General features: G+C 38.5%; 24 protein-coding genes. 5 read left to right on the top strand and 19 right to left on the bottom strand.

The window, feature by feature from the left end:
• Window positions 1-43: 43 nt before the first annotated feature.
• Together AC2YJL_RS00405 and AC2YJL_RS00400 are read right to left on the bottom strand one after the other, a co-directional pair.
• On the bottom strand, window positions 44-499 hold the full coding sequence (locus AC2YJL_RS00405) for a YtxH domain-containing protein (protein ID WP_013059496.1): 456 nt from the start codon (window positions 497-499) through the stop codon (window positions 44-46).
• 27 nt (window positions 500-526) lie between these two features.
• A complete protein-coding gene (locus tag AC2YJL_RS00400) occupies window positions 527-1,012 on the bottom strand; it encodes a DUF948 domain-containing protein (RefSeq protein WP_013085231.1) in 486 nt (161 codons plus the stop codon).
• 281 nt (window positions 1,013-1,293) lie between these two features.
• Here AC2YJL_RS00400 and AC2YJL_RS00395 point away from each other — a divergent pair, with 281 nt between their 5' ends.
• A complete protein-coding gene (locus AC2YJL_RS00395; RefSeq protein ID WP_013085232.1) occupies window positions 1,294-2,409 on the top strand; it encodes an aminopeptidase in 1,116 nt (371 codons plus the stop codon).
• A 41-nt stretch (window positions 2,410-2,450) separates the two neighbouring features.
• Here the strand turns inward: AC2YJL_RS00395 and murC are convergent, their stop codons facing one another.
• The 8 genes from murC to AC2YJL_RS00355 form a co-directional block, all read right to left on the bottom strand.
• Entirely contained in the window at window positions 2,451-3,752 is a 1,302-nt protein-coding gene (gene murC, locus AC2YJL_RS00390; protein ID WP_013059499.1) for a UDP-N-acetylmuramate--L-alanine ligase, read from the bottom strand.
• Window positions 3,753-3,937: 185 nt separating this feature from the next.
• Window positions 3,938-4,591 carry a hypothetical protein gene (locus tag AC2YJL_RS00385; RefSeq protein ID WP_013059500.1) on the bottom strand — a complete coding sequence of 218 codons (654 nt, stop codon included), beginning with the start codon at window positions 4,589-4,591 and terminating at the stop codon, window positions 3,938-3,940.
• Between the two features lie 339 nt (window positions 4,592-4,930).
• The gene (locus tag AC2YJL_RS00380; protein ID WP_251568895.1) at window positions 4,931-8,035 is read right to left on the bottom strand and encodes a DNA translocase FtsK; all 3,105 of its coding nucleotides are present in this window, start codon (window positions 8,033-8,035) and stop codon (window positions 4,931-4,933) included.
• Window positions 8,036-8,470: 435 nt separating this feature from the next.
• Entirely contained in the window at window positions 8,471-9,070 is a 600-nt protein-coding gene (gene ytpR, locus AC2YJL_RS00375) for a YtpR family tRNA-binding protein (protein ID WP_195695794.1), read from the bottom strand.
• A 2-nt stretch (window positions 9,071-9,072) separates the two neighbouring features.
• Window positions 9,073-9,885, bottom strand: a complete 813-nt coding sequence (locus tag AC2YJL_RS00370) for a DUF1444 domain-containing protein (RefSeq protein WP_251568896.1) — start codon at window positions 9,883-9,885, stop codon at window positions 9,073-9,075.
• Between the two features lie 72 nt (window positions 9,886-9,957).
• Window positions 9,958-10,275: a thioredoxin family protein gene (locus AC2YJL_RS00365; protein ID WP_013059504.1), complete on the bottom strand. Its 318-nt coding sequence runs from the start codon at window positions 10,273-10,275 to the stop codon at window positions 9,958-9,960.
• A 153-nt stretch (window positions 10,276-10,428) separates the two neighbouring features.
• The gene (locus AC2YJL_RS00360) at window positions 10,429-10,953 is read right to left on the bottom strand and encodes a DUF84 family protein (protein WP_195695793.1); all 525 of its coding nucleotides are present in this window, start codon (window positions 10,951-10,953) and stop codon (window positions 10,429-10,431) included.
• Window positions 10,954-11,011: 58 nt separating this feature from the next.
• Window positions 11,012-12,085: a M42 family metallopeptidase gene (locus AC2YJL_RS00355; RefSeq protein WP_013059506.1), complete on the bottom strand. Its 1,074-nt coding sequence runs from the start codon at window positions 12,083-12,085 to the stop codon at window positions 11,012-11,014.
• Between the two features lie 152 nt (window positions 12,086-12,237).
• Between AC2YJL_RS00355 and AC2YJL_RS00350 the strand changes: the two genes are divergently transcribed.
• The gene (locus tag AC2YJL_RS00350) at window positions 12,238-12,549 is read left to right on the top strand and encodes a PepSY domain-containing protein (RefSeq protein ID WP_025750689.1); all 312 of its coding nucleotides are present in this window, start codon (window positions 12,238-12,240) and stop codon (window positions 12,547-12,549) included.
• On the opposite strand, the gene AC2YJL_RS00345 is transcribed toward AC2YJL_RS00350, so the two are convergent.
• Window positions 12,518-13,375: a YtnP family quorum-quenching lactonase gene (locus tag AC2YJL_RS00345; RefSeq protein WP_251568898.1), complete on the bottom strand. Its 858-nt coding sequence runs from the start codon at window positions 13,373-13,375 to the stop codon at window positions 12,518-12,520. The two genes, AC2YJL_RS00350 and AC2YJL_RS00345, sit on opposite strands and share 32 nt — an antisense overlap.
• A gap of 75 nt (window positions 13,376-13,450) precedes the next feature.
• Entirely contained in the window at window positions 13,451-14,101 is a 651-nt protein-coding gene (trmB, locus tag AC2YJL_RS00340; RefSeq protein ID WP_013059509.1) for a tRNA (guanosine(46)-N7)-methyltransferase TrmB, read from the bottom strand.
• 127 nt (window positions 14,102-14,228) lie between these two features.
• On the opposite strand from trmB, the gene AC2YJL_RS00335 reads away from it, so the two are divergent.
• Window positions 14,229-14,507 carry a YtzH-like family protein gene (locus AC2YJL_RS00335; protein WP_013059510.1) on the top strand — a complete coding sequence of 93 codons (279 nt, stop codon included), beginning with the start codon at window positions 14,229-14,231 and terminating at the stop codon, window positions 14,505-14,507.
• Between the two features lie 6 nt (window positions 14,508-14,513).
• On the opposite strand, the gene AC2YJL_RS00330 is transcribed toward AC2YJL_RS00335, so the two are convergent.
• The 4 genes from AC2YJL_RS00330 to thpR all read right to left on the bottom strand — a co-directional run bounded on the left by AC2YJL_RS00330 (window position 14,514) and on the right by thpR (window position 19,350).
• Window positions 14,514-15,308 carry a phosphotransferase family protein gene (locus AC2YJL_RS00330; protein WP_195695791.1) on the bottom strand — a complete coding sequence of 265 codons (795 nt, stop codon included), beginning with the start codon at window positions 15,306-15,308 and terminating at the stop codon, window positions 14,514-14,516.
• A gap of 191 nt (window positions 15,309-15,499) precedes the next feature.
• Window positions 15,500-17,641, bottom strand: coding sequence for a type I pullulanase (gene pulA / locus AC2YJL_RS00325; protein ID WP_251568899.1), 2,142 nt, complete (start codon window positions 17,639-17,641; stop codon window positions 15,500-15,502).
• A gap of 92 nt (window positions 17,642-17,733) precedes the next feature.
• The gene (locus tag AC2YJL_RS00320) at window positions 17,734-18,660 is read right to left on the bottom strand and encodes a hypothetical protein (protein WP_487374609.1); all 927 of its coding nucleotides are present in this window, start codon (window positions 18,658-18,660) and stop codon (window positions 17,734-17,736) included.
• A gap of 135 nt (window positions 18,661-18,795) precedes the next feature.
• Window positions 18,796-19,350, bottom strand: a complete 555-nt coding sequence (gene thpR / locus AC2YJL_RS00315) for an RNA 2',3'-cyclic phosphodiesterase (protein WP_195695788.1) — start codon at window positions 19,348-19,350, stop codon at window positions 18,796-18,798.
• Between the two features lie 190 nt (window positions 19,351-19,540).
• Here thpR and cysK point away from each other — a divergent pair, with 190 nt between their 5' ends.
• Window positions 19,541-20,473, top strand: a complete 933-nt coding sequence (gene cysK / locus AC2YJL_RS00310; protein ID WP_013085245.1) for a cysteine synthase A — start codon at window positions 19,541-19,543, stop codon at window positions 20,471-20,473.
• Between the two features lie 31 nt (window positions 20,474-20,504).
• On the opposite strand, the gene pepV is transcribed toward cysK, so the two are convergent.
• Window positions 20,505-21,908 carry a dipeptidase PepV gene (pepV, locus tag AC2YJL_RS00305; protein ID WP_230933689.1) on the bottom strand — a complete coding sequence of 468 codons (1,404 nt, stop codon included), beginning with the start codon at window positions 21,906-21,908 and terminating at the stop codon, window positions 20,505-20,507.
• A 407-nt stretch (window positions 21,909-22,315) separates the two neighbouring features.
• On the opposite strand from pepV, the gene AC2YJL_RS00300 reads away from it, so the two are divergent.
• The gene (locus AC2YJL_RS00300; RefSeq protein ID WP_013059517.1) at window positions 22,316-22,537 is read left to right on the top strand and encodes a DeoR family transcriptional regulator; all 222 of its coding nucleotides are present in this window, start codon (window positions 22,316-22,318) and stop codon (window positions 22,535-22,537) included.
• Between the two features lie 222 nt (window positions 22,538-22,759).
• On the opposite strand, the gene AC2YJL_RS00295 is transcribed toward AC2YJL_RS00300, so the two are convergent.
• Together AC2YJL_RS00295 and AC2YJL_RS00290 are read right to left on the bottom strand one after the other, a co-directional pair.
• Window positions 22,760-23,476 carry a pseudouridine synthase gene (locus tag AC2YJL_RS00295; RefSeq protein WP_114896896.1) on the bottom strand — a complete coding sequence of 239 codons (717 nt, stop codon included), beginning with the start codon at window positions 23,474-23,476 and terminating at the stop codon, window positions 22,760-22,762.
• Between the two features lie 55 nt (window positions 23,477-23,531).
• Window positions 23,532-25,175, bottom strand: coding sequence for a putative polysaccharide biosynthesis protein (locus AC2YJL_RS00290; protein ID WP_013085248.1), 1,644 nt, complete (start codon window positions 25,173-25,175; stop codon window positions 23,532-23,534).
• Window positions 25,176-25,360: the final 185 nt, after the last annotated feature.

The following is a 25,360-nucleotide window of genomic DNA, read 5'->3' as shown; positions in this document are numbered from 1 at the left end:
AAAAAAGCGTTCACCCTATACGGTAAACGCTTTTGATTCTTTATTACGGTCGTGGCACTGTGCTTTCCACTTCATCTAGTGCTTTTTGAGCTTCTGTTAGCTTTTGCTGAACGTCTTCGTTGCTTTGAGACTCAACTTCATCAGCAAGCACTTCTAAGCTTGTTGGCGGTAATGCTTCGTGTTCAGGATCTACTTTACGGAAGTTTTTCACCTTGTCCACTACTTGTGAAGATTGCTCAGACAGTGTTTGTGATAAACCAGCCGTTTTTTCTTTAGCCGTTTGAGCAAACCCTTGTCCTTTTTCAACAGCGCTGTTTTTCGCTTGCTCCGTTTTTAGACGAACGTAAGCTGCCTGCTCATTTAAATCAGAACGGAACTCTTTACCTGATTTTGGAGCAAGTAGTAATGCCGTTGCAGCTCCTACAACTCCTCCAATCACTGTTCCTACTAAAAAGCCTTTATTTGAAGTGTTGTTTGGTTTATTTGGTTTGTTTGACATATGCGTCTCCTCCTTTAAAGTTCATCCTTATGAAAATGAGCGTGAGCGTTGAACCGCTTTTTCTTTTACTTCAACAGGTACAGGCTCTGCTTCAACTTTTTTCTGTTTTCTTAATTTTATACGCTCCCATACGTCTAATGCAACATTGCTCCATTGAACGACTTGAGCAACAGTTTCTTTATTTTCTTCTACTTTCTCTGAAACGCTTGATGATACGCTTTTAATAGACTTATTTAGGTCTTGGATTGAGTCACCTACGCCTTTAACAGAATCCACCACTGTGTTCAGCGCTTCGGATTTACGCTGAATATCTTCAGCTAACAGATTAGTCTTATGTAAAAGTGCAGTTGTTTCGGCTGTGATTCCTGTCATTTGCTTTTCTACACCGTCTAAAGTACCTGCCACTGAATTTAATGTGTGCTGAACGGATTTCAATGTTTTGGACACGGAAACCACCAGGTAAAAAATCGCAATGGCAACAATAGCAGCGCTTAAATAAAGAATAATAACCATCTGTGCAAGGCACCTCCTATTTTCTTCTCTCTTGTTATAACTACTTTCCCAATTTTATAAACAATTAAACCTTCTATTCCCTATAGACTCTTTAACTTTACCATATTCTCTCTGCTTTTATTCAGAAAAAGGGAAGATTGTACATTATTTCGCGATATATGAGTTATTTCCCTTCCTAAAGAAAAAAAGGATTTTAAAGCATAAAAACTAACAAAATAAGCTCAGTGGGGTACAATAGAAAGTGAATCACCAATCATTGTTATTTTAAGGAGGCACTATTTATGAAAGACCCTCGAATTGCGACATTAGCCAAAAATTTAATTAATTATTCTGTTCGCCTTCAAAAAGGAGAAAAAGTATTAATCGAAAACTTTGGACTTCAGCGCGAACTTGTGACAGCACTTGTAGATGAAGCGTACAAGGCGGGTGGCTATCCATTTGTACTGCTAAAAGATCATTCGGTAGACCGAGCTCTTTTAAACGGTGCACAAGAAGAGCAGTTCAATATGATGGCAGACTTTGAAGCAAATGTGATGAAAGAAATGAATGCTTATATTGGCTTGCGTTCTGGTTCAAACATTTTTGAACAATCAGATGTTCCGGCAGATAAAATGAAAATCCAAGGGAATACGATCGGTAAAAAAGTACATAGAGAAATTCGCGTTCCAAAAACAAAATGGGTCGTTCTTCGCTATCCAAACGATTCAATGGCGCAGCTTGCTAAAATGAGTACAGAAGCATTTGAAGATTTTTACTTTGATGTATGTAACTTAGACTACGGCAAAATGAGCAAAGCGATGGATGCTTTAGTTGAGCTCATGAACCGCACGGACAAAGTTCGGTTAACAGGTGAGAATACGGACTTAACGTTCTCTATTAAAGATATTCCTGCAGTGAAGTGTGCCGGAGAAATGAATATTCCGGATGGTGAAGTATACACCGCTCCTGTACGTGATTCTGTAAACGGAACAATTTCTTACAACACTCCTTCTAACTATCAAGGCTTTACGTTTGAGAATGTATCCTTAACATTTAAAAACGGTAAGATTGTTGAAGCAACCGCTAATGATACAGAACGCATCAACGGCATTTTTGATACGGATGAAGGCGCTCGTTTTGTTGGCGAATTTGCGATTGGCGTAAATCCGTATATTCAACATCCAATGCAAGACATTTTATTTGATGAAAAAATTGACGGAAGCTTCCACTTCACTCCTGGCGAGTGCTACGAAGATGCGTATAATGGAAACAAGTCAAATATTCACTGGGATATGGTGATGATTCAGCGCCCAGAATACGGTGGCGGTGAGATTTATTTCGATGACGTGTTGATTCGTAAAGACGGGCTATTTGTCATTGAGGAATTAAAAGCGTTAAATCCTGAAAATTTAAAATGAGTTTTGAAATAAAAAAAGGCACTCAGGAGAGTGCCTCTTTTTTATGATACGGTCTGCTGATATAGTTTTTCAAACTTTTGAATGTCTCCAGCACCCATAAATACTAATACAGCTTCATTATGGTCTTTTAACGATTCAATTGTTTCTTCATTAATTAATTCAGCTCCGCTGATTTTGCTTCGTAAATCTTCAATTGATAATTTACCTTGATGCTCACGAGCTGATCCAAAAATGTCACATAGATATACTTTATCAGCGTGCTGTAAGCTTGCTGCAAAGTCCTCTAAGAACGTTTGTGTACGCGTAAACGTATGCGGTTGGAAAACAGCCACAACTTCACGGTTTGGATACTTTTGACGAGCAGCTGAAATCGTTGCATTAATTTCCGTTGGATGGTGTGCATAATCATCGATTAGCACTTGTTTGCCAACGTTCTTTTCACTGAAACGACGCTTTACACCTTGATATGTTTTAAAACGCTCTTGCAGCACAGCAACATCAATTTCTTCATAATGACAAAGTGCAATAACAGAAAGTGCATTTAAGATGTTATGGTCGCCATACCCTGGAATTTCAAATGATGCGTGGAATGTATTACGAACGAACACATCAAATGTTGTGCCTGTTGTGCTTTTTACGATATTACGTGCTTGGAAATCATTTTCTTCACCTAATCCGTAATAAAGAACAGGTACCTTCGCTTGAATTTGCTGCAGATGTTCATCGTCACCGCAGGCAATAATTCCTTTTTTGACTTGAAGTGCCATCTCTTGGAACGCGCTGAATACATCATCGATATTGGCAAAATAATCAGGGTGATCAAAATCAATATTCGTCATAATTGCATAGTCTGGCGTATAAGATAAGAAATGGCGGCGATACTCACATGCCTCAAACGCAAAATACTTGCTGTCTTTTACACCTTTACCCGTACCGTCTCCAATTAAATATGAAGTAGGTTCAGCTCCTTGAATCACATGCGCTAACATACCCGTTGTGGATGTTTTTCCGTGTGCTCCTGTTACGGCTACACTCGTATACTGTTTCATAAAGTCACCTAAGAAACGGTGATAGCGTACAAGCTTGACTCCTTCTTTTGAAGCTGCTTCTGCAATTTCTTCATGCGTATCAGGAAAAGCATTTCCTGCGATTACAGTCATGCCGTCTTTAATATTATTTTTATCAAATGGTAAAACAGGAATTCCCTGCTGCTCTAGTGCTTTTTGCGTAAAAATTTCTTTTTCAATATCCGATCCTTGAACTTGAAAGCCCATATCGTTTAGGATTTGCGCAAGCGCACTCATTCCTGTTCCTTTAATACCTACAAAATGGTAAACTGTCATATAAAGAACCTCCAACATTCGTCTATCTGTAAGACAGTATATGACGGTTATCTAGAATTGCTCTTACAAACGTATATAAATGTCGTTTGATTGCTGATTTCACGATAACATTCGTACATTATATCACTTCTTATAACATAACTCCATGACTCCATTTCTACTCTCTTCCCTTGCGAAACGGCCTTTTATTTTGGCTTCATCACATAGTATATAGCCTGCTGTTTTAAAAACGAGCGCCATGTCATTGCATTTTTTTTGTCATTATATTGCGTTACTAACTGTTCAATGCGTTGTTTATGTCCTAAAAAGAAAGAGTCAATTAACACGTCATATCCGATTGATTTTATTTTTCGAATCCAAATTACTTGTTGTTCCTCTAAATTTGCAAATCTTCCTCTTACATCTTTGATGATAACCTGCTCATTTGTCAATGGGGTATATCCTTTTAAGAAAAACGAATTAGGTACTTTAGACACAATAATTGGCTCTAGTACACTCGTCAAAAAAAAGGCTCCTTGAATCAAAAACGACTCTGTTTTCTGTTTCGCCTGATCAGCTAAAAAAAGCTGCAGCAAGGTTTTCCCCTGAATGGTTACATATTCAAATGCAAACCACTGAAAAAATAATTGTTCATGGGAATCAGACAGAGGCGCCTCATGAGGCAAGTTTACTAACTCTTTAAATAAATGTGAAGCCCGCACTTTTTCTCGTATATTCGTATAGCGGTTCACAAAAAAGAAATATTGATTGTAAAAGTCGCAAATAGCATTATCAGACTGAAGCTGCTTTTGTTCACGAATTTCATTAAAGTTAATCAGTTCATGATTTTCTTCTGTCATTACTCTTCACTCGTACTCTAATTATTTTAGTTTGTCCTCTTTATACGCCTTCAGCTCATATGTTTCTGCCGGTGAGAAATGATAGCAAACTATCACATGCTAAAAAAGCAACACACACATTATCCTTACATATAGTAAATCATTTTACTAGTTCTGACAAACCTTTTCCTTTTTTTCTTGATGGATTTCTTCCAAAATCTCTACTCAAATTCTGTATAAACAAACTTAAAGCAGGAAAAAAAGAAGCGATGGATACAGTGACAGAGCGTTAGCTCACACCATGCTGTATCCTGCTGATTTTGCATAGCCTCTTTTTTAACCTACATGTAGAAAAACAGCTTAAAATGTAGAAGTGGCTGTTTGACTTTCCATTTCCTGAAGCTCGTTTTCGGTAATGAGCACATCTCTCGGCTTGCTTCCTCTTGCTTCTGAAATAATTCCTTGCTGCTCCATCATATCAATTAGGCGCGCTGCCCGATTGTACCCCATTCTGAAGCGTCTTTGCAGACTGGAAGTAGATGCACCGCCTTGATCTAGCACAAACTCGCATGCTTCATAGAAAAGCTCATCCTCTTCATTTGAAGCAAAGCTTTGCTGCTTTTTCAACAAATCTTCTTGATCAAATAGGTATGTTGGCTTCATTTGTTTTTTGACATGATCTACAACGCGGTCAATTTCTTCATCTGAAACAAAGTTCCCTTGAATTCGAACGCTTTTAGAAGAGCCGTTTTCAAGAAGCAGCATATCACCTTTACCTAGTAGCTTCTCTGCTCCCCCTGTGTCGATAATTGTACGTGAATCAACTTGCGAAGAAACAGAAAATGCAATACGCGTTGGCACATTCGCTTTAATTAAGCCTGTAATTACATCTACGGAAGGACGCTGCGTTGCAAGCAATAAGTGAATGCCACATGCTCTTGCCTTTTGTGCAATACGGCAAATAGCTTCCTCTACTTCCCCAGGAGATACCATCATTAAGTCGGCAAGTTCATCAATAATAATAACTAGATATGGCAGCTCCCCGCTTTTTTCATTATGTTCTTTTACACGTTCGTTGTATTTTGTAATATCACGTACGCTCGCATGTGCAAACAATTCATAACGGCGCTCCATTTCCTCTACTGCCCATTTTAAAGCTGTAGTAGCTGCTTTAGCATCCGTGATAACCGGGCTGACTAAATGCGGAATACCGTTGTAAGGAGCTAGCTCAACCATTTTAGGGTCAATTAACATAAGCTTGACTTCGTGTGGCGCAGCTTTATAAAGCAAGCTGACGATAATAGTATTAATACACACGCTTTTACCAGACCCTGTCGCTCCGGCAATCAAACCGTGAGGCATTTTATTCAAGTCAGTCACAACCGGCGTTCCTGAAATATCTAATCCTAACGCCACCGTTAAAGGAGAGTTATCTTTTCTAAAAGAAGGATGCCTCAAAATTTCACGAATTAACACCGGCTTACTTTGACGATTTGGCACTTCAATTCCAATCGTATTTTTCCCTGGAATCGGCGCTTCAATTCGGATATCACGCGCGGCTAGGCTCAGTTTAATATCATCTGTTAAATTCGTGATTTTGTTCACTTTCACACCGGGTTCAGGATGTACTTCAAATCTGGTCACGGTAGGACCTTGCGTGACGTTTACGACCTTAGCTCGAACGTTAAAGTTTTTTAATGTCATATCCAAAAGCTCACGCTGCTCATCCGCCCATTGATTATCTTCTTCAATAGCAGCTGGAGGAATGTTAAGCAAGTTCATTCCAGGAAATGCATAAGGAGAAGAAGCCTTTACATTTACAGGTTCTTCAGCTTTTAACGAAGCCTGCGGAACCGCTTCTTTGGTTTTTTCACCGTGAACTTCTTCTTGCCTACTTACTTCCGTTTTTTTTTGCAGAGCTTCTGCCTCCTGCCTTTGGTATGAACCTTGAGACGGCTGACTTTTTTCTCGAGCGCTGTTATTCACCTTTGTGCGGTCTTTTTTCAGCATCATCACGTTAAAAGGCACTAATCGCTTACCGCGAGCTCGTTCAGCATTTCCTGGCTGTTCTGCAGGTACAAGAGGTTCTACAGCTGACTCTTGCTGTACTTGTTCTTGTAACTCTTGACTTTCCTGCATGCTGCTCTCTTCCTCTTTTATCACCGAATTTTCAAGCTCTTGGTGAACAACAGCCGATGCCGCTTCTGGTTGCCACTCATCAGCTGCGGGTTGCGATGAATTTAAACTTTCAGAATTCAGCTCATGTTCTGCTTCCATATGAACACTGTTTGCTGGCTCTTCTAGAATGACGTCACTTTCTTTCTCAGCAGCTGGAGCTTCTTCTTTCTTTCTAGGCTTTAGTGCTTCTACTTCTTCTTCTGCTTGTAAAAACACTGCGCTTCCGTCCATCAACGTTTCTGCTTCTACTTCTTCAGTCTCATTTCCTATCTCTTGTTGGAGAGAAACTGATGGTTCAGACGGGCGCGTTTCCTCTGAAATTTGAACTTCTTCGGGCGCTGTCATACCTTTCGCTAAATCCCAGTCAAGAGTTCTCTCTTGTCCCACTAACGGTTCGACCGCGTGTGATTCTTCAAAAGTTGGCACCTCTTCCTGTTCTTTTACAGCTGCTGAAGAACTTGGCTTTTCGTCAGGAAATGATAGCTTCTCTTTTTGATTTTCCTCATATTGCTTCCACTGAGCAAAACGCTGAGAAGACAGTTGCATCATTTCTTCTGTTTCTTGAATCGGTGCTTCTTCGGCTATAGGCGTAGAAACTGGTTTTCTTAACGGCTCTACAACAGCTGTATTCATCGCTCGTCGGTAAATTTCATCTTCAAACGCTGCTTTTGATAACTGTGTACTCGGCAGCTCATATTCTACTACTTCCTCACTGCCGTTTTGTACAACATTAGAAGGCCGCTTATTAAACCCATAAACAGGTGAAGGAATTTCAGTCGGACGAAACGGACGTTTTCTTACTTGCGGAACCGCTTCTTTCTTTTCAGATACCGTTTTTAACGGTTGAGATACTGACTTAGGCTGCGTTAGCGCCGACTTGCGAACAGGCTCTTGATAAAACGGAGCCGGTGCCTTTTTTGTTACAGGCCTTGGTTCATTTTTAGGAACTGCTGCTTTTTTTGCTTCTCCCGTATCATCAATTAAAGGAAAACGAAACGTTCCTTTTGGATATTGATAAGCTACTTTTGTATGAACATCTTGCTGCTCTTCACTGTAACTCCGCTTTTGCGTTCTGGCCGAGTGTGGAACAGAAGGTTTTGGCGCTGCTTTCATCACTGGCTTTTGATGAACTGACTGCATTTGTTTCGGCTTAGGAGTCTTCTTTTTAGGAATTGTTTTTTCTCTATTTAAAGGGTATTCTTCCGTTGTATTTCCATGTTCGTCTACAACGATTTCTTTCACTTCGTATCCTAGTAAATAATCCATTACTTTTCGTACAAAACCCATTTTTATCACTCTTTCTATCAGACTATCTTACTTCGTTTAGCCTCTTATACCGCAGTGCTGCGATATCTACAAAAAGCTATCCATGTATCCTTTATTTACCTTTGGCCTCAAAGTATTCTCTGAGATGGATATATATACTATCTTTTCATTTATCATTCTATCACGTATGCTTGAACTCTTACTATAAAATCTACTATTTTGCTTCCCTTATTTATACAGTAAAATTCCTCTTTACAAAAATATTTTTTCGCGTCTAGTTAGCACTCATAATTAAACACGAAAAAAGCCACTAGTATATACTAGTGGCTTTTAATTTTATCAAACCTTTTTAAGAATTGACAATTGCTTTTCAGCAACTGTAACGCTTTGAAATATACGTGTAAAAAAACATCATGCTTTTGCCCTATAAATCAGTATGGCACTCTGCTTTTATGCTTAAAAAGGTTGACCTACTTCATATTTGTCTTCAAGTACTAAAATCCCTTTTTCTTGGGGAGCGTTCGGAAGCGCCAGCTCTTTAGCAGAGCAAATCATACCTGAAGAAGGTACACCGCGTAGCTCTGCATCTTTAATGATCATACCGCTTGGCATAACCGCTCCTACTTTTGCTACCACGACTTTTTGACCTGCGTCTACATTTGGTGCTCCACACACAATTTGAAGTGTTTCTGTGCCAACATCTACTTTACAGATGTTCAGCTTATCTGCATTTGGATGCTTTTCTTTCTCTTGAACATATCCCACTACAAATTTAGGAGATAAATCCACTTCAAGTTTACCTTCAAAACCGCTTTCGCTAAGTACACGATTTACTTCTTCCACCATTTCTTCTGTTAATTCAAGAGAACCATTTCCCTCTACTTTTAACTTAGAAGAAGCATGAAAGATGTTATAGCCAGCTGTTGTATTTGATTTTTGATCAAAGATACGTACAACGTCGCCTTTTGTTTCAAACGTGCGATTTTCAATTGCGATATCTTCTAGCTTGACGATTAACGTATCGCCGATACCTTCTTTATTATAAAAAAGATTCATAATTAGTCCCGTCCTTTACTGCGATTTTTTCCTAGAATAAAAATAGGTTCTAGCTCACCGTTTTCGTATAAAAATGAAAGAGCTGTGATGGGTACACGTCCACTTGCAAAAAAGCTCATGGTCATTTGCGCAAGAATATCATAACCCGTTTCGTTTTGGATATCAGCTAGAATCAGCACATCTTGATGAGGTACTGCTATAGCCATTGTGCCCGAAACACTAGAAGCAAAATCTTGCAAAAATGCCTCGTTAAGAATTCGGCTTGCATCGTATCCATCGTTCTGATTGACAAAATAAAAGTCATTGCCTGCTACCGTATCTTTTTTATGTGAAATCGGCAAAGAGCGAAGATTAAATTTAGCCATTTCCCGCACTGCGGATAGATCTAAATTTTCCTTGCGAATTAGTTTCTCATCTAATAGACGATATGTATTGCCTAAATCAAGCGCATAATAAATGCGTGTTTCAGCTGTATGTTCATCATAAATCAACGGCAAGTCTTCATTCGATTTATCTGGAAAAGACGTTGAGCGAATAACTGGATAAATGCGCTTTTCTTTTCCCGTTACCTGCTGTTCATCGTTCATAACACGAAGAGCTTCTTTTATATAATATACCATTTCATCTAGAGCCGCTTCCTTTTTTTCTTCCCATTTTGCAATTAGCCCAGGTAAAGAAATAGTTACACCTTTTTTCGTTTCCTGATGTTCAACGCGCAGCGTATCTTTTTCACGATCAAATAAAAAGGACCAATCCGCACCCGTTAATCGCTCTTCTAGTAGTTTTCTCATCTTTTGACTATTCATTTTCGCCATATTTACGCCTCCTTTTCTCATTTTTATGTATGAAGACTGATAGCTGTAGATCGCTATCAGTCTTCACTTGATTTATGCATTTAAGCCGTTAATAAACTCTTCAATTTCTTCTTTTGTTTTACGGTCTTTGCTGACAAAGCGCCCTGTCTCTTCTCCGTTGCTGTAACCAACAAAGCTTGGAATTCCAAATATGCTTAATTCTGCACAAAGATCGATAAAGTCGTCGCGGTCGACATAGTGAAATGTATACTCGCTATGATTCGCCTCAATTTCTGGAAGCACAGGCTCGATTACTCGGCAATCTGGGCACCAGTCTGCTGAAAACATCATGATATGCTTTCCTTCTTTAATGATTTCTTTGTATTGTTCAATTGTTTGCATTTTTTCCATTTTTCTTACCTCCACTTTTTCTTTTACTTTCGTATTTAAACGGCTAAAGCCCTATACATTATTTAATCCTTCTACATCAAAACATAGTATATGAGTTGTTGCAACTATCATACACTGATGCTTTTCTATTATAAAGGGTTACAAAGAAATTTCCTATTGAACAGCTTGATTTGTCCTAAAATCCAGCTGTCCTTTTAGCATTAAAACAACCTGATAAAACATAGCCGTCCGATCTAAATTTCCATTGGTAAAAATACCGATTGCTCCTTCTTTTTTTCGAATATTCTTTTGGTTTGTATACAATTCCATAGCTTCGGCTAATTCTTTTTTATCATGACGAAGCATACCGGCTACCGCTTCAGGAAGCCGAATACGAGCCCCTCCACCTAAAATCGGTTCAAGGTCCTTAGAGGTAACAAGACTTCCCCAATTGCAAAGGAATAAACCATGAGGTGTTTCCTGCACCCCTCCTTCAAGCCCAATGCCGATATCAGCACCTGTCTCTTTGACAGCAGCACGCGCGCGGTTAATCGCTCCTTCGATGGTTTCTTCGTCAGAAAAAGGCTGTGGCGACACCCCGGACTGCACGGCTACCTCTACATATGTAAAAGTATCTCCAAATACTTTTTTTACTGCATTTACTTTCGTTGGATTTTTCGTTCCGATTGCAATTTTCATTTTTTTCTCCTGTCATTATGAAACAAAGCAACCGCAAACGCAGCTGCTTTGTTCTTTTTTATCCGTTTTGCTTAATCGTATCGAGCGTTGTTTGGTCTGTAGAACGTACGAGTTTGACAAGTAATTCTTTTGCGGCTGCATAGTCATCTACATGAATCATAGACGCATGAGTATGAATATAACGTGAACATACGCCGATGACCGCAGAAGGAACTCCATTATTAGAAGTATGAACGCGCCCTGCATCCGTACCTCCTGGAGAAACAAAGTATTGATAAGGGATGCTGTTTGTCTCAGCTGTATCTAAAATAAATTCTCTCATTCCTCTATGTGTGACCATCGTACGGTCAAAGATACGAAGTAATACGCCTTTTCCTAATTGTCCAAATGCATTTTTATCGCCTGATGTATCGTTAGCTGGACTAGCATCTAGTGCATAAAACAAATCCGGTTTAATCATATTCGCAGCTGATTGAGCACCGCGAAGTCCTACTTCTTCTTGCACAGTAGCTCCAGAATATAAGATATTTGGCAATTTTTCATTTTTTACTTCTTTTAATAATTCAATCGCAAGTCCGCACCCATAGCGGTTATCCCATGCTTTCGCCAGTATTTTCTTTTCATTTGCCATTGGCGTAAACGGACAAATCGGTACAATTTGATCGCCAGGACGAATGCCCATTTCTGCTACTTCCTGCTTACTATCTGCGCCCACATCAATCATCATATTTTTAATGGCCATTGGCTTGTTGCGCTGTGATTCGTCTAATAAATGAGGAGGGATAGAAGCAATTACGCCGGTGATAGGACCTTTTTTTGTAACAACATGGACGCGTTGAGCTAGCAGTACTTGACTCCACCATCCTCCTAGAGTTTGAAAACGAAGCATTCCTTTATCTGTTACAGACGTAACCATAAATCCTACTTCGTCCATATGTCCCGCTACCATTACTTTAGGACCTTTTTCTTCATTATAGCGAACGCCGAATAAACTTCCTAACCCATCTTGAATGACTTCATCTACAAGGGGTTCAATTTGCGAGCGCATAAATGAACGTACTTGATGTTCGTTTCCAGCGGCACCTGGTAACTCCGTTAATGTTTTAAATAGAGATAGCGTTTCATTGTTCATATATACTCTCCTTTATGTATCATTTTCTTTATTGTATCGAAAACCGGAAATAGTTGCTAGTTCCGTCCTTCTCTTCTACAACTCAACTTAACAAAGCATTCGACAATTTGATATAATGATGAAAACATATCCTTAAAAAGCAGGTGAATAACGTGAAATGGACTCAACTAATAGCAGGAGCTGCAGTCGGATTTGCAAGCGCTTATATTCTTCAAAAAAGAAAGTCGTCAATTTCCTCATCGGAAGCCCTTACGATTGTTAAAAGCGCTTTTAAACAAAATGGGGCAATCGACGGCTCCTGGATTGAAACAACGACTAAAGTCATTCAAAAACATGGTCTCTCTTTTTATGGTTATACAGGTGGAATTATCAGAACACGTGATGCAAAACAGGAACATTACGAGTTTTTCATTGATAAAAAAAGCGGTTCTATTATTGAATTGACGCTGAATGCACCCGTTTAATTTCGTCAACTATTTCTCCTTTGTTATCCCATTTTACAGCTCGATAAAAAGCATCATGATAAAAACTTAGCCAAGCATGATTCTCATAGGCATAAGCTAGCCACTGCTGCTTTTGTTCAATCGAAGTCATTGGATAATCATCATATGCCATTACCCATAAGACATTTTGATGTGCATGTGTTGGCAAAAGATCGCCCATGTGCACTAAGATGTCATTGTTTCCTTTTAATACAACTACAGCATGACCATCGCTGTGACCGCCGGTATGATGAACCGTTACTCCAGGCACAATTTCCTCTTTATCGCTAAATGTTATTACTTGATGCTGAATAAATCCCCAATTTTGTTTCCAATACGTATTTTTAGAACGTATATTAGGATTTCTCATTTCATTCCACTCGATCTCACTAACAAAGATTCTTGCATTTGGAAAAGCAGAGGAAAAATGGCCATTGCTGCATTTTGTTAACCCTGACACATGATCAAAGTGAAGATGCGTCATAATGACATGAGTAATATCTTCGCACGTAAACCCCAACTTTTGTAAATCTTCAGCAATAAATGATTCTTCTGTTACACCAAAATGACGCTTTTTTTTCTCATCCAACATACCATTCCCTATACCTGCATCAATTAACATGAGGTGTTTTTCAGTTTGAACGAGCAAAGGATCAGTCCTCATTGGAATTCGGTTTCCTTCTGAGATAGGATATTTTTTTGTCCAAAGCTCTTTTGGAACAACACCAAACATTGCTCCTCCGTCTAAATGATTATTCCCTCCACGAAGCCATGTCACTTTTAATCCGCCTATTGTTAACGTTTCCATTTTACACCTCCATTATATTCCTTTTTATTTTATCACTATCTCCTTCTCTTTTTGAACAAAAAAAGACTGAGGAACTCAGTCTTTTTCGTTCAGGTATTTTACTTCACAGCGGTAAATACGGCTGCCTTTTTGTGAAAATTTCTCTTCATATTCCGTCATAACATTGCCTTCAAAATCGCTTTTATGCAAATCTAAGCTAATGTATTTGAGAAGAAGCCCATATTCTGAAAAGCTTGTCAATGAATATTCAAATAGCCCTTGATTATCTGTTTTAAAGTGAATTTCTCCACCATCAACCAGCAGGTTTTCATACATGCTTAAGAACGTTTTGTATGTTAAACGGCGTTTGGCATGTCTCTTTTTTGGCCATGGATCAGAGAAATTGAGATAAACGCGATCCACGTCATTTTTTGCAAAAAACTCACTAAGGTGGTTAGCATCTACATTCAACAGCTTTAAATTTGGAAGCTCTTCTTCAATCAATCGTTCTAGAGCACTTAAGATGACACTTTCATACATTTCAATTCCAATATAGTTGATATGCGGATTTTGTTTAGCCATCCCTACTAAAAATTGGCCTTTTCCTGTTCCTACTTCAATATGAAGAGGATTTTCGTTTCCAAAAACCTCTTTCCAGTTCCCTTTATACTCTGCTGGATTTGGAACCACGTATTGAGGATTTTCAGCAATTTTATCTTTTGCCCAAGGTTTGTTTCGTAATCTCATGTTGCACCTCTTTAATGTATTTTGACGCATTGAAAATGTCGGTTATTCAAAACAACCGACATTCTCATGCATAATTGTGTTTAGATAGAAAAAAATAAGAGCATCATACGAGAAAGGATGATGCTTAATGCCTTTAAATGCCGAACACCAAATGAATATATTAAAAGATATTTTATCTAATCATCAAAGTGATTGCTGCGGAACGGTTGCGGAATGTGAACAGGTTGAACGTTTAATTCAATCAATGTTAGCAAAAGGATACGCTAGCACAGACGTACAAGCAACACTACAAAACGTGTATAAATACACGCAAGATGCAAAAAGTGCTGCTCATTTAGACGAACATATTCAAACCAATCAACAAAATTTATCACAATGGGTCCAAGAACTATCTACCTTGTCATAATCTTTGCTACTGTGCTTGAATGTCGTTGACGAGCAACATCCGAAGATATTCAAGCCAGTAATTCATTTCAGAATGTTCATTTTTCGAACGATGCCATTCAACGAATAAAATGGTTTGACTTATCACATACCACTTCATTCTCTTTTTCAAGTTCTCGGTTAGTTCAACTCCATAATGCTCAAGCCATTCTTCCCACTGAGATGGATTGATGTACCAATAAAGCAGTAAACCTAAATCAATAGCAGGATCTGCAATCATCGCTCCGTCCCAGTCGATTAAATATAGCTGCGTATTCTCTCCAAGCATCCAGTTATTGTGGTTCACATCACAGTGACACACAACATATTTATCTGTCTGAACGGACGGAAGCTCTGCTTGTAAATAACTGATTCCCTGCTCTACAATACTTTCTTTTTGAAGTCGCTCGTCCACATTCTCTACGATATCGGCTAGCACGTCTTCGGGAAGAAGCGGTGTTTTCCCCAACCTTTTCAACATATCTAATAACTCGTTTGAATGATGAATTTTACTAAGCAATTCTGTCACTCGACTCGAATTCATATCTTTTGGTTTTAATTCTCGACCATCTAGCCAGTGCTGAGCTGTGATCACATCTCCATTTTCCATTCGTCTTGTCCACACGAGCTTCGGTACAATTCCTTCAGCTGACAATACTGCTAAAAAAGGTGATGAATTACGCTTTAAAAAAAGCTTTCGGTCTTGAAATTTTGCAAAATAAGCTTCTCCTGTCGCTCCGCCAGCAGGAGTAATTTCCCATTCGCTTCCTAATATATCTTCCAACCAATTCACCTTCAATTTCAACACACACATTTCGTTTAAAAATTTCACTCAATAAAGCAATCTATTAAGACATCATGACGTTATTTTCTTAGTAAATAAAAAAGACGGCTATTGAGGATATGTATCAATAGCCATCCTTTATAAATATTATCTCCATCATACTTTTTTCGTCAAGTGGTTGAAGACAATAATTACGTTTGAAATAAAATAAGAACGCTAAGCTTTGAAACGTTTATAGCATTATCCTCTATAGTAGGATACCCATTTTTATATACTTTACAATGATCAAGTGCTATTTTCCATGGTCCTTCTGGCAAAACTACTTTTTCTTCCATTAGGCCTTGATTAAAAAACACAATAATATTCTTCCACGGACCGTAAGCCAATACGTTTGATAAGCAATAGCCAATAACGGATTGCGGCGTATTTAGGAAAGAGACATGCTGCCTAATCGCTGAAGCATCTCCCAAGCGAAATGCACCGTGCTGTTTGCGAATACGAATCAGCTCTTGGACCCAATTCACATCAGGAGAAAATTTGATTCGTCGATTCCAATCAAGTGCATTAATATCATCGGGTGAATTATAGCTGTTCTCTACGCCTTGTTTAGTGCGGTAAAACTCTTGACCACTATGAAGAAACGGTATGCCTTGTGAAAGAAGTACAATAGCAGTAGCAAGGCGGTGACGACTTCTACGAGTGTCTTCGTCTTCGTCTCCGTTTGAACTCATTAACTTATCCCACAGCGTATGATTATCATGTGATTCAACGTAATTAACTGATTGTGCTGGATTTATAAATAAAGCCCGGCTGTCTTCTTTATCCAGAATGCTCCCCGCTATAACGGATTGCACGGTCTCTTTTTGATGAATATTTCCGCTGATAAAACCTTTTTCATACACATCAAACGTGCTTCCTTTTACAGAATCTCGAAAGCGATCATTAAAATAGCCGATTTGAGGCGTTTGGCGGGCATTAGCCATAATTGCTTTTTGATTGTAGGGGAGAGGAGTATTTAAATCCCAACCTTCGCCAAACACCAAAATAGTAGAATCGATTTCATTTATTTTTTCCCGAATGATGTTCATCGTTTCTATATCTAAAATCCCCATGAGGTCAAAGCGAAACCCATCAACGTCGTACTCTTTTATCCAAAATAATACTGAATCGATAATAAACTTTTGCGCCATTTTCCGTTCAGAAGCAAAATCATTTCCTACTCCCGTCCCGTTCGAAGGCATCCCAAACTCATCATGTCGAAAATAATAGCCAGGAACAATTTTTTCAAAAGGTGATTCCTCTCGTACAAATACGTGATTATAAACTACATCTATAATAACACGGAATCCCTGTTGATGAAGTGTTGATATTAATTGTTTCACTTCAGCAATACGAGTGGCGGGATTTGAAGGGTCAGCGGAGTAGCTTCCTTCTGGTACATTAAACAACAATGGATTATACCCCCAATTATAAGAAGCCCGAGGATTTAATTCATCTACTCCGCCAAAGTCGTTAATAGGAAGAAATTCAAGGTGGGTTACTCCTAGCTCTTTTAAATAATGAAGACCTGTTGTTTTGCCTGGCTGCCCGCTTGATTCAGTAACAGCTAGGTACGTACCTTTTTTTTCTATCCCGCTTGAAGGATGAATAGAAAAGTCGCGAACGTGCATTTCGTAAATAACGGCATCCGTTGGCTGAAGGAAAGGCGGCTTTTCATGGAGATGAACATAGGCTGTATGAAGATTTATCAGAACTCCGTATTCACTATTTGCTGTAGCTGCAACGGCATAAGGATCCACCGCTTCATTTGTCCGGCCGTTTACATCTATTAAAAATCGATAATAATACCCTTCTTTATCTAAGGAGAGTTCCTTTTCCCATACGCCTTTTCTTTGACGAGCCATAACGTACAGTTCTTCTTTCCCGCTGTTTGCATGTATTAATTTTAAAACCACTGCTGATGCAGTCGGGGCCCAAATTTTTATCATAATATGATCTGAATAAAATGCTGCACCCAAATCATTTTGATTATAATAAAATCTCTCATCAAACTCTTTGGTTCGTATAACAGCCCCTACCTGCAGCGGAACTTTCTCCCCGTAATTATCACAGATAATGTACGACTGTCCAATTTCTATGCTACCTTCAACCTTGCCTTCATATTTGATAAAACCTTCTAATTCATGTACGTTTTCAATAGAGATGGTCTCATGCATTTGTGTACTTTTAATCACAAAAAAATCAATTTGACCTTCATGATAAGAAGTTGGAACTAAAAGAGTAATACGATCTATTTGATCTAAATAAGCCTGAAACTTATTATCACCAGTCATCCTTTTCTCCTCCTTATGCCAATTACCTCTTTAGTAGCATTATATGTAGCAAACGCAAAAACGAAAGCACTTTCATAACGTGAATGTTCGTATTATTCACCTGCTTCGAATTCCCGGTCAAAATAAATACTCTGGCTGTGTTCGAGTAATACTTGAGCTGCTTTCATCTGCTTAAACTTTAAAGGTACTTTAGATTTCCTAAGTTCATAAAACCATTCTTCATACTTTCTAGCATCTACAAATTCAACCTGATAAGGCTTCGCAGCGTAATCAATGTATCCACTTCTGCTCAGTAATATTTTCTTTACGTTATGTTCAATATCGTGAGTACGATAAATGCTTCGGACAATTTGCTCCGTTCGATTTAACCCAATTAAAGGATTTAATATCTTTTTTTGATCTCTTCCTCTTAACTCTGTCCAAAAATTTTCTTTTGAATACTGAAAAACAGCACTTTTATATGTTTCTATTAAACAAATACAGAGGGTTTCCGTTGGAGTAACAATAATGATATCTCCTTCTACCGTAGCTTTATTAATCAGGAAAACAGGTTTGTACATCACGAGACACGTATCAGGAAAGCGCTGGATAAAATAACGGAGAGCTTCATCATGGTAATATTTACGATCTGCTTGTGAGAACTCAAATAAAGTGGATGTAGCCCATTTCATTTGAAGATCAAATACATTTTCTAAAAACAATATTTTTAAGTCTTCCGCTGTTTGTGGAAGAGTTGTAAACCTCAATAGCTCTTGATTTTCCACGCTATCGCTAGAGAACGCTTCTTCCACTTCACACGTTTCTTTTTTTCTTGTAAACCGCTCTTTTGCTTTTTGCAAAAATGAACGTTGATCTTTTGTTTCTTCTTGTACAGGCGGCTCATGTAATAGCCCTTCTTCAAATAATTGCTTTGCTTTCTTCCAATTATGCTTTTTTAAGTGATTAAACTGAGACGTGTAGTGATAAACGTCTTTTTCATAACGGGAAATATAATCTTGCACCTTAAGTAGCTGCGCCACGTTTACATCAATCCCCTAATTAAAATTCCTCTAAAACTTTGTTCGCCGATGATTTCTCTATTATCATCGGCATTTTCTTTCCTTTGATGAGAGTGATTTTTAAATAACCTCTCTCCATGCTTGTATGTTCATATGCTACTGTGACTGCAAGGAAAAAGATAGTATTTTTTTATATTTAGGTTTGCTAGCAGGATGAACTTCAAAAAGGGCAAACGAACTTACTTGAAACTGTTCTTCAATTGACGTTTGCTTTAACTGTTCTTTCAAAAGTCCGGCTTCCCCTCCCCACTTCTTTGCAATCGTAATATGAGGACGATAAGGACGTTTTTCGTATAAGCCGCTTAGATCTCCCCATACGGCCTGTATATCCCTTTGCAGATTCATAAGCTTATCACTTGGCCTGAGGCTTACATAAAGCACTCTAGGCTTGTTATAAGCACCGAACACATCGTACTGACCTGTCTGCAGTGAAAAACTTGAATGACGGGAGGCTACTTCTTTTAAGCAGGTAATCAGCTTTTCCTTTTTTTCATCTAAAAACCCTAAAAAATGTAGCGTTATATGATAATCGTCAGGGTATGTCCATTGTTTGAAAGGAAAAGGTATTAATTCCTTTGCCCAATTTTCTGCCTGATGTGCAATGGATACAGGCACATTGATTCCAATAAAATAGTGTTTATCACCTTTCATCAAATCTCTCCTTTTCTTTTCATTATCTTTCCCCAATTGGTTATGTTCAAAAAGAGCTAGATCTATTTTAAAGGTTTTTCCGGATGAAATAGAGAGGTTTTTCTGAAAATTTGCCATGTGCTTAAAAAATAAGAATTTGTGTTATCATAGAAACAATACAGAGAATTTTTATAAGAAAAGGATGAGAAAAATGAAAGTTGTTAACAATATGGCTGATTTGATTGGCGAGACACCTCTTGTTAAGTTGAATCGTCTTCAACCTGCAGATGGAGCATCTGTTTACTTAAAACTGGAGTTTTTTAATCCAAGCCGTAGTGTAAAAGACCGTGCTGCTTTTAATATGATCGTGGAAGCTGAAAAAGCAGGCTTGCTCAATGAAAATTCTACTATTATTGAACCAACGAGCGGAAATACAGGTATTGGCTTAGCTATGAATGCAGCGGCAAGAGGTTATCGTTCTATTTTAGTCATGCCAGATACCATGACTCAAGAACGAATTAACTTGTTAAAAGCATATGGTGCTGAAGTTGTTCTCACACCGGGTGATGAGAAAATGCCTGGAGCAATTCGCAAGGCAGAAGAGCTTACAAAAGAAATTCCAAATGCATTTATGCCTATGCAGTTTGAAAATAATGCAAACCCTGACGCTCATCGAAAAACGACTGCTAAGGAAATTATTGAGGCAATGAACGAGTTAGGCAAAGATCTATCTGCTTTTGTTGCTACTGCTGGAACAGGCGGAACGATTACAGGAACTGGTGAAGTCCTAAGAGAAAACTACCCAAATATGACCGTTCATGTTGTGGAACCAGCTGGGTCTCCTGTATTATCTGGAGGAAGACCTGGGAAGCACAAGCTTGTAGGAACAAGCCCTGGATTTATTCCTGATACGCTTAATGTAGATGTTTACGACGAAATTTTAAAAATTAAAGATGAACAAGCCTACGATATTACGCGACGCTTGGCTTCTGAAGAAGGAATTTTAGTCGGTCCTTCATCTGGCGCTGCGTGCTATGCTGCTATCGAGGTAGCCAAAAAATTATCTCCTGACCAAGTGGTCGTATGTATCGCTTGCGATACAGGTGAACGTTATTTATCAAGCGACCTGTTCTCATTTGAATAATAAAAAAGCGAACGCAAAGGCGTTCGCTTTTTTATTTAGCTAATTCGTAAATAGCCTGTGCATAGATAGCTGTTGCGCGAAGTAAATCCTCGATTACCATGTACTCATCTTTTTCGTGCGCTACTTCTTCACGGCCTGGGAAAAGAGGGCCAAATGCCACGCCTGCTTCTAATGCTCTGGCATATGTTCCTCCTCCAATTGAAATAAGTGTAGGTTCTTCATTTGTTTGTTCTTGGTAAACCTTTTGAAGCGTTTGAATAAGCTCATGTTTTTGATCGACGTGATGTGGTTTAGAATCTGTAAAATGTTTGATGGTCATTTGATAAGATTCATTTTTTTCTTTAATCGTATCAATAATATCGTCAATATGAGCTGATACAGGATAGCGAATGTTTAAACCAAAGTGCCCCGCTTCTTCTTGATTGTAAGACATGATTCCAACATTTATCGTTAAATCACCCGTGACCTCATCTTTGCGATTTAAACCCATTTTTTCTCCTAGTGCATCTTGGACTAAATACGCATTTGCATAACCTACAAACTGATTAGCTTGTTCATCAAGTTCTAATGTGTGTAAAAAGCGAAGAAGCGTAAGTCCAGCATTTTTCCCTTTATCAGGCACACTGCCATGTGCTGAAACGCCTTCTAAAGTAAGTGTGTATACACCGCTCTTTTCTGTTATTGAACCTTTTAAAGACTGATCTTTTAAAAATTGATCATATTTATTTTTAATATCCGTTTCACTATGGAATTCAAGAACAGCTGTTGCAAGATCAGGAACCATATTGTAGCGTCGCCCAGAGACAAATGATGTAAGCTGAACGCTTCCCTTTGTTCCTTCAATTGGCTGCTGGCGAATTTCTACGTCTGTAATGCCTTTTTCAGCAAAAATGATAGGAAAATCCGCATCCGGCGCAAATCCCATCGTTGGCATCTCTTCATGGTTGAAGTAGTGGTCCACACATCTCCAGTCACTTTCTTCATCCGTTCCAATAATTATTCGAACCCGTTTAGATAGAGGAAGCCCTAAATCTTTCACAATTTTCATCGCATAATAAGCAGCCATCGTCGGGCCTTTGTCATCGATTGCTCCTCTAGCAAAAATTTTCCCGTCTTTTATTTCACCGCCGTATGGATCAACCGACCACCCGTCTCCTTCAGGAACAACGTCTACGTGACAAAGAATGCCAAGAAGATCTTTCCCTTCTCCTGCTTCAATATGACCAGCATATCCGTCTACGTTCTTGACGGAAAACCCGTCATTTTTTCCTTTATTTAAAAGAAAGTCAAGCGCTTGAGCAATTCCAGGTCCAAATGGCTCTTCTGGTTTGTTTGTCTCTGTTAAAACACTTTTAATTTGCAAAAAACGCTTCGTCTCAGCTAGAATTTCAGCTTCTCTTTTTTGCACTTCTTCTTGCCAATTAATTGCTGTCATCTGTTTGTCTCCTTTGCCTGCTTTACAGATTGTGTCTATCATTACTATTGGTAAATTTAACTTTATCATACCTTTATATAGAAAGAAATAATTGTCTCTTTCCTTTCATATCAAAGGTTTACAGAGTCAAAATTTCGGGAAATAATTTGTAGGCACAATCGATAAAAACGGATTCTATTTGTTTATTGTTTACATATACTATAAAAAATGTGCAAATAGAGGAAGGAGATGTTACGAAAGGATTACATATTTATATCATTTTTTGTAAATATTGTGTTAATTTGCGTTTTCTCTTTTATTTTTCTGTCGATTTTGTGTACAATAAGGATAAGGACTGAAATAGTGCTTGACATCTCAGAGTTATAAAGAAGTTGTGCCTTACGAAAAACGAATAAGGAAGTGGTTTTTTGAAACCTTCAACTAATCGAATGCTAACTCGTATCAAATCGGTCTATATGTTCATTTGTAAAAATGGAACAGTTACAACGCAAGAGCTCGTAGACGAATTTGGTATTACACCAAGAACCATTCAGCGTGACTTGAATGTGTTAGCATATAATGATTTAGTTCGCAGCCCAAGTCGCGGTACATGGACGACTACGCAAAAGAAGGTCAAGATGTCATCCTAGTAAGTTTATTTCAAGGGTAGTAAGTGATTTATATATAGAGATAAAATTCTACGCAGTAGAAAGTCAAGACTTGGACGAGTGCATAGTCCCCCGCTCCATTTGCACGTCAAGCAGAGTTGGTACTCGTTTAAGTGCTTTAACGTGAAATGTTTCACTTGTCTAATAAAGTGGACAAAAAAAGGAACCATTTTAGACTTAGGTTCCTTTTTCTTTCGCCTCTTCTTAGGCATTTGATTTTTGTAATAAAGCTAGTTCTTCTTCGGTTAACTCCCTGTACTCTCCTAAATCTAACGACTCGTCTAATAGCAAAGCTCCCATAGATAAACGTTTTAAATACGTTACTTTTTTTCCTCTTGCTTCAAACATACGCTTCACTTGATGAAATTTCCCTTCAACGATCGTTAATTCAATTTCTGATTCCACATCGCTTGTTAGTATCTTTAACTCTGCTGATTTTGTTACGTATCCATCATCAAGAGTGACACCCTGTCTAAATGCTTCAGCATCTTCTTCAGTCACCGGTGCATTAATTTTTGCAAAATACGTTTTAGGAACGTGCTTTTTAGGAGATAGCAGCTGATGTGCAAGCTGACCGTCATTTGTCAGCAGCAAGAGCCCTTCTGTATCTTTGTCTAAACGCCCTACCGGAAATGGATCGTACACAGCATCGTCAATTTCCAGTAAGTCCAACACTGTTTCATGAAGAGAATCTTCGGTCGCTGATATGACACCTTGCGGCTTATGCAGCATAAAGTAAACAAATTCTCGGTAAGAAACGGCTTCGCCATGTACAGTTATTTCTTGTTCATCTGGATTAACGTGTACCTTGGCATCTTTAACCGCTGTACCATCTACCTTAACAGCTCCAGTCTTTAAAAGACCTTTCACTTCTTTTCGGCTTCCGTACCCAATAGTAGAAAGCAATTTATCCAAACGCATGTAATATCCTCCTCTTTTTTGAAAAGAAGATGACTCTAACGAGTCATCTTCTTACTTAGGCACTGCGCTGTTTATTTCGGCGCAGTATCTTTCTTTCAATTGCACCTGTTACCCTCGCTCCCATTACTTTTTCAAGCAGGCTTGAACGATAGGTAATAATAAAGTAAATAAGGCCGCCTACTGCTGCTCCTATAATCGTAATAACAGTGGCAGAGAATCGTCCTGGCGTTGTAAACAGACCAATCACTGCGGCGACAATTTTTACGCTGATTCCCATAATCGCAACAAAAATGAGAATAAGCACAGAACGTTTTATAAACTCACTGTAGTTATATTTTGCGTGTTTTTGAATAAGCGCAAACATATAAACAAGAGATACGATATAGCCTAGTGCTGTCGCTAAAACTGAACCAATCTCGTGGAACATAAGAATAAATGGAACGTTCACCACAATTTTCACAATCAATCCAAATAATAGACTTAAAACAGCATATTTTTGTTTGTTGATTCCTTGTAAAATAGCTCCATTAACCGTAAAAAATGAGAATAACAAAGCTACCGGTGCATAATAAAGCAAGACATTACCACCCGCATCCGATGCATCTGTTCCAAAGAAAAACGTATAGGCTGGGCCAGCTAAAGCCATTAACCCTACAGATGCTGGCAGCACAAGAAACATAATCGTTTGATATGTTTGATCAATTTGCTTTTGCAATACATTATAATCTTTATTCACAAATGAACGTGTAATCGTTGGTACAAGAGTCAAACCAAACGCAGTAGCTAATGAAACAGGAATCATCACAAGCTTTGGAACATAAGACTGAACAATTCCGTTCATGGACTCCGCTATTTCTTTTTGTCCAGCCGCTACCATCGCACGGTTAAATGTGAATTGATCCACATACTGATACAGCGGAATAGCTAAGCTGACAAATACATATGGCAATGAATACGTAAGCAGCTCTTTAAAAATGGATACGGTAGAAATACGCGTAGGCGTTACCGTCTGCTCGTTCACCATTTTATCAAGATAAGGCTTTCGTTTTTTCCAGTACCAAATTAATACGGCCAGTCCAGCAAGAGCTCCTACAAAAGCCCCCATCGTAGCAAATCCAACGGCTAATGCAAGACTTCCATGGACAACTTTGATGACGATATAGGTAGATGCCAATAAAAAGACAACCCGCACAAGCTGTTCAACTACTTGTGAAACAGCTGTTGGTCCCATAGACTGGTGACCTTGGAAAAATCCTCGCATTAAACTCATCATCGGTACTACAATTAACGCAACACTAACCATTCGCATAACCATTACTACATCTTCTAAGGAGTTATTTAAATCAGAACCTCCCAGCGTAATTCTAGACATAACAGGAGCTAACGAATATAAAAGTAAAAATGCAAGTATTCCTGTGACAAGCATTAATTTCATGCCGGCCCGGTACATTCTTCTACTCGTATAGTAATCACCGAGTGCATTATATTTTGATACAAATTTCGATACGGCCATTGGCATACCGGCTGTAGCAATACTTAAATAAATAGCATATTGGTTATATCCGTAACCAAACAGTGCTCCCCCTACGGTTCCAACAAGGATCGCAAATGGAAATAAATAAATCATTCCCAAGATTCGGGATACATAGGTGCCAAGCGTCAGCACAAAGGTCCCTCTTAACAATTTTGAATCAGACATACGTTTGCCTCCGATACTTAATGTTACATACTGATAATAATGATAGAATTGAAAAGAAGCAAGTGACAGTATACACTAAGAAAGGTCTTATACTCACTCGCACTCGTCAACAAACTAAAAAACAAAGACTATAGCCCATTTTATCCAATGTTGAGAGATTTGTCAGTGAACAAACTAAATTTTTT

The organism is Priestia sp. SRI_019 (genome assembly GCF_057586255.1).
The sequence above is the reverse complement of the archived record's forward strand: the minus strand, read 5'-3'. Positions and strand labels throughout refer to the sequence as shown.

Coding starts and splice junctions, on each gene's coding strand:
- AC2YJL_RS00400 (WP_013085231.1), bottom strand. CDS start 1,012: ATGGTTATTATTCTTTATTTAAGCGCTGCTATTGTTGCCATTGCGATT.
- AC2YJL_RS00295 (WP_114896896.1), bottom strand. CDS start 23,476: ATGCGTTTGGATAAATTGCTTTCTACTATTGGGTACGGAAGCCGAAAA.
- murC (WP_013059499.1), bottom strand. CDS start 3,752: ATGACAGTTTACCATTTTGTAGGTATTAAAGGAACAGGAATGAGTGCG.
- AC2YJL_RS00365 (WP_013059504.1), bottom strand. CDS start 10,275: ATGGAAAAAATGCAAACAATTGAACAATACAAAGAAATCATTAAAGAA.
- cysK (WP_013085245.1), top strand. CDS start 19,541: ATGAAAGTTGTTAACAATATGGCTGATTTGATTGGCGAGACACCTCTT.
- pulA (WP_251568899.1), bottom strand. CDS start 17,641: ATGACTGGTGATAATAAGTTTCAGGCTTATTTAGATCAAATAGATCGT.
- AC2YJL_RS00290 (WP_013085248.1), bottom strand. CDS start 25,175: ATGTCTGATTCAAAATTGTTAAGAGGGACCTTTGTGCTGACGCTTGGC.
- AC2YJL_RS00405 (WP_013059496.1), bottom strand. CDS start 499: ATGTCAAACAAACCAAATAAACCAAACAACACTTCAAATAAAGGCTTT.
- AC2YJL_RS00335 (WP_013059510.1), top strand. CDS start 14,229: ATGCCTTTAAATGCCGAACACCAAATGAATATATTAAAAGATATTTTA.
- AC2YJL_RS00345 (WP_251568898.1), bottom strand. CDS start 13,375: ATGGAAACGTTAACAATAGGCGGATTAAAAGTGACATGGCTTCGTGGA.
- thpR (WP_195695788.1), bottom strand. CDS start 19,350: ATGAAAGGTGATAAACACTATTTTATTGGAATCAATGTGCCTGTATCC.
- pepV (WP_230933689.1), bottom strand. CDS start 21,908: ATGACAGCAATTAATTGGCAAGAAGAAGTGCAAAAAAGAGAAGCTGAA.
- AC2YJL_RS00355 (WP_013059506.1), bottom strand. CDS start 12,085: ATGAACAATGAAACGCTATCTCTATTTAAAACATTAACGGAGTTACCA.
- AC2YJL_RS00380 (WP_251568895.1), bottom strand. CDS start 8,035: ATGGGTTTTGTACGAAAAGTAATGGATTATTTACTAGGATACGAAGTG.
- AC2YJL_RS00385 (WP_013059500.1), bottom strand. CDS start 4,591: ATGACAGAAGAAAATCATGAACTGATTAACTTTAATGAAATTCGTGAA.
- ytpR (WP_195695794.1), bottom strand. CDS start 9,070: ATGAATCTTTTTTATAATAAAGAAGGTATCGGCGATACGTTAATCGTC.
- AC2YJL_RS00370 (WP_251568896.1), bottom strand. CDS start 9,885: ATGGCGAAAATGAATAGTCAAAAGATGAGAAAACTACTAGAAGAGCGA.
- trmB (WP_013059509.1), bottom strand. CDS start 14,101: ATGAGATTACGAAACAAACCTTGGGCAAAAGATAAAATTGCTGAAAAT.
- AC2YJL_RS00395 (WP_013085232.1), top strand. CDS start 1,294: ATGAAAGACCCTCGAATTGCGACATTAGCCAAAAATTTAATTAATTAT.
- AC2YJL_RS00360 (WP_195695793.1), bottom strand. CDS start 10,953: ATGAAAATTGCAATCGGAACGAAAAATCCAACGAAAGTAAATGCAGTA.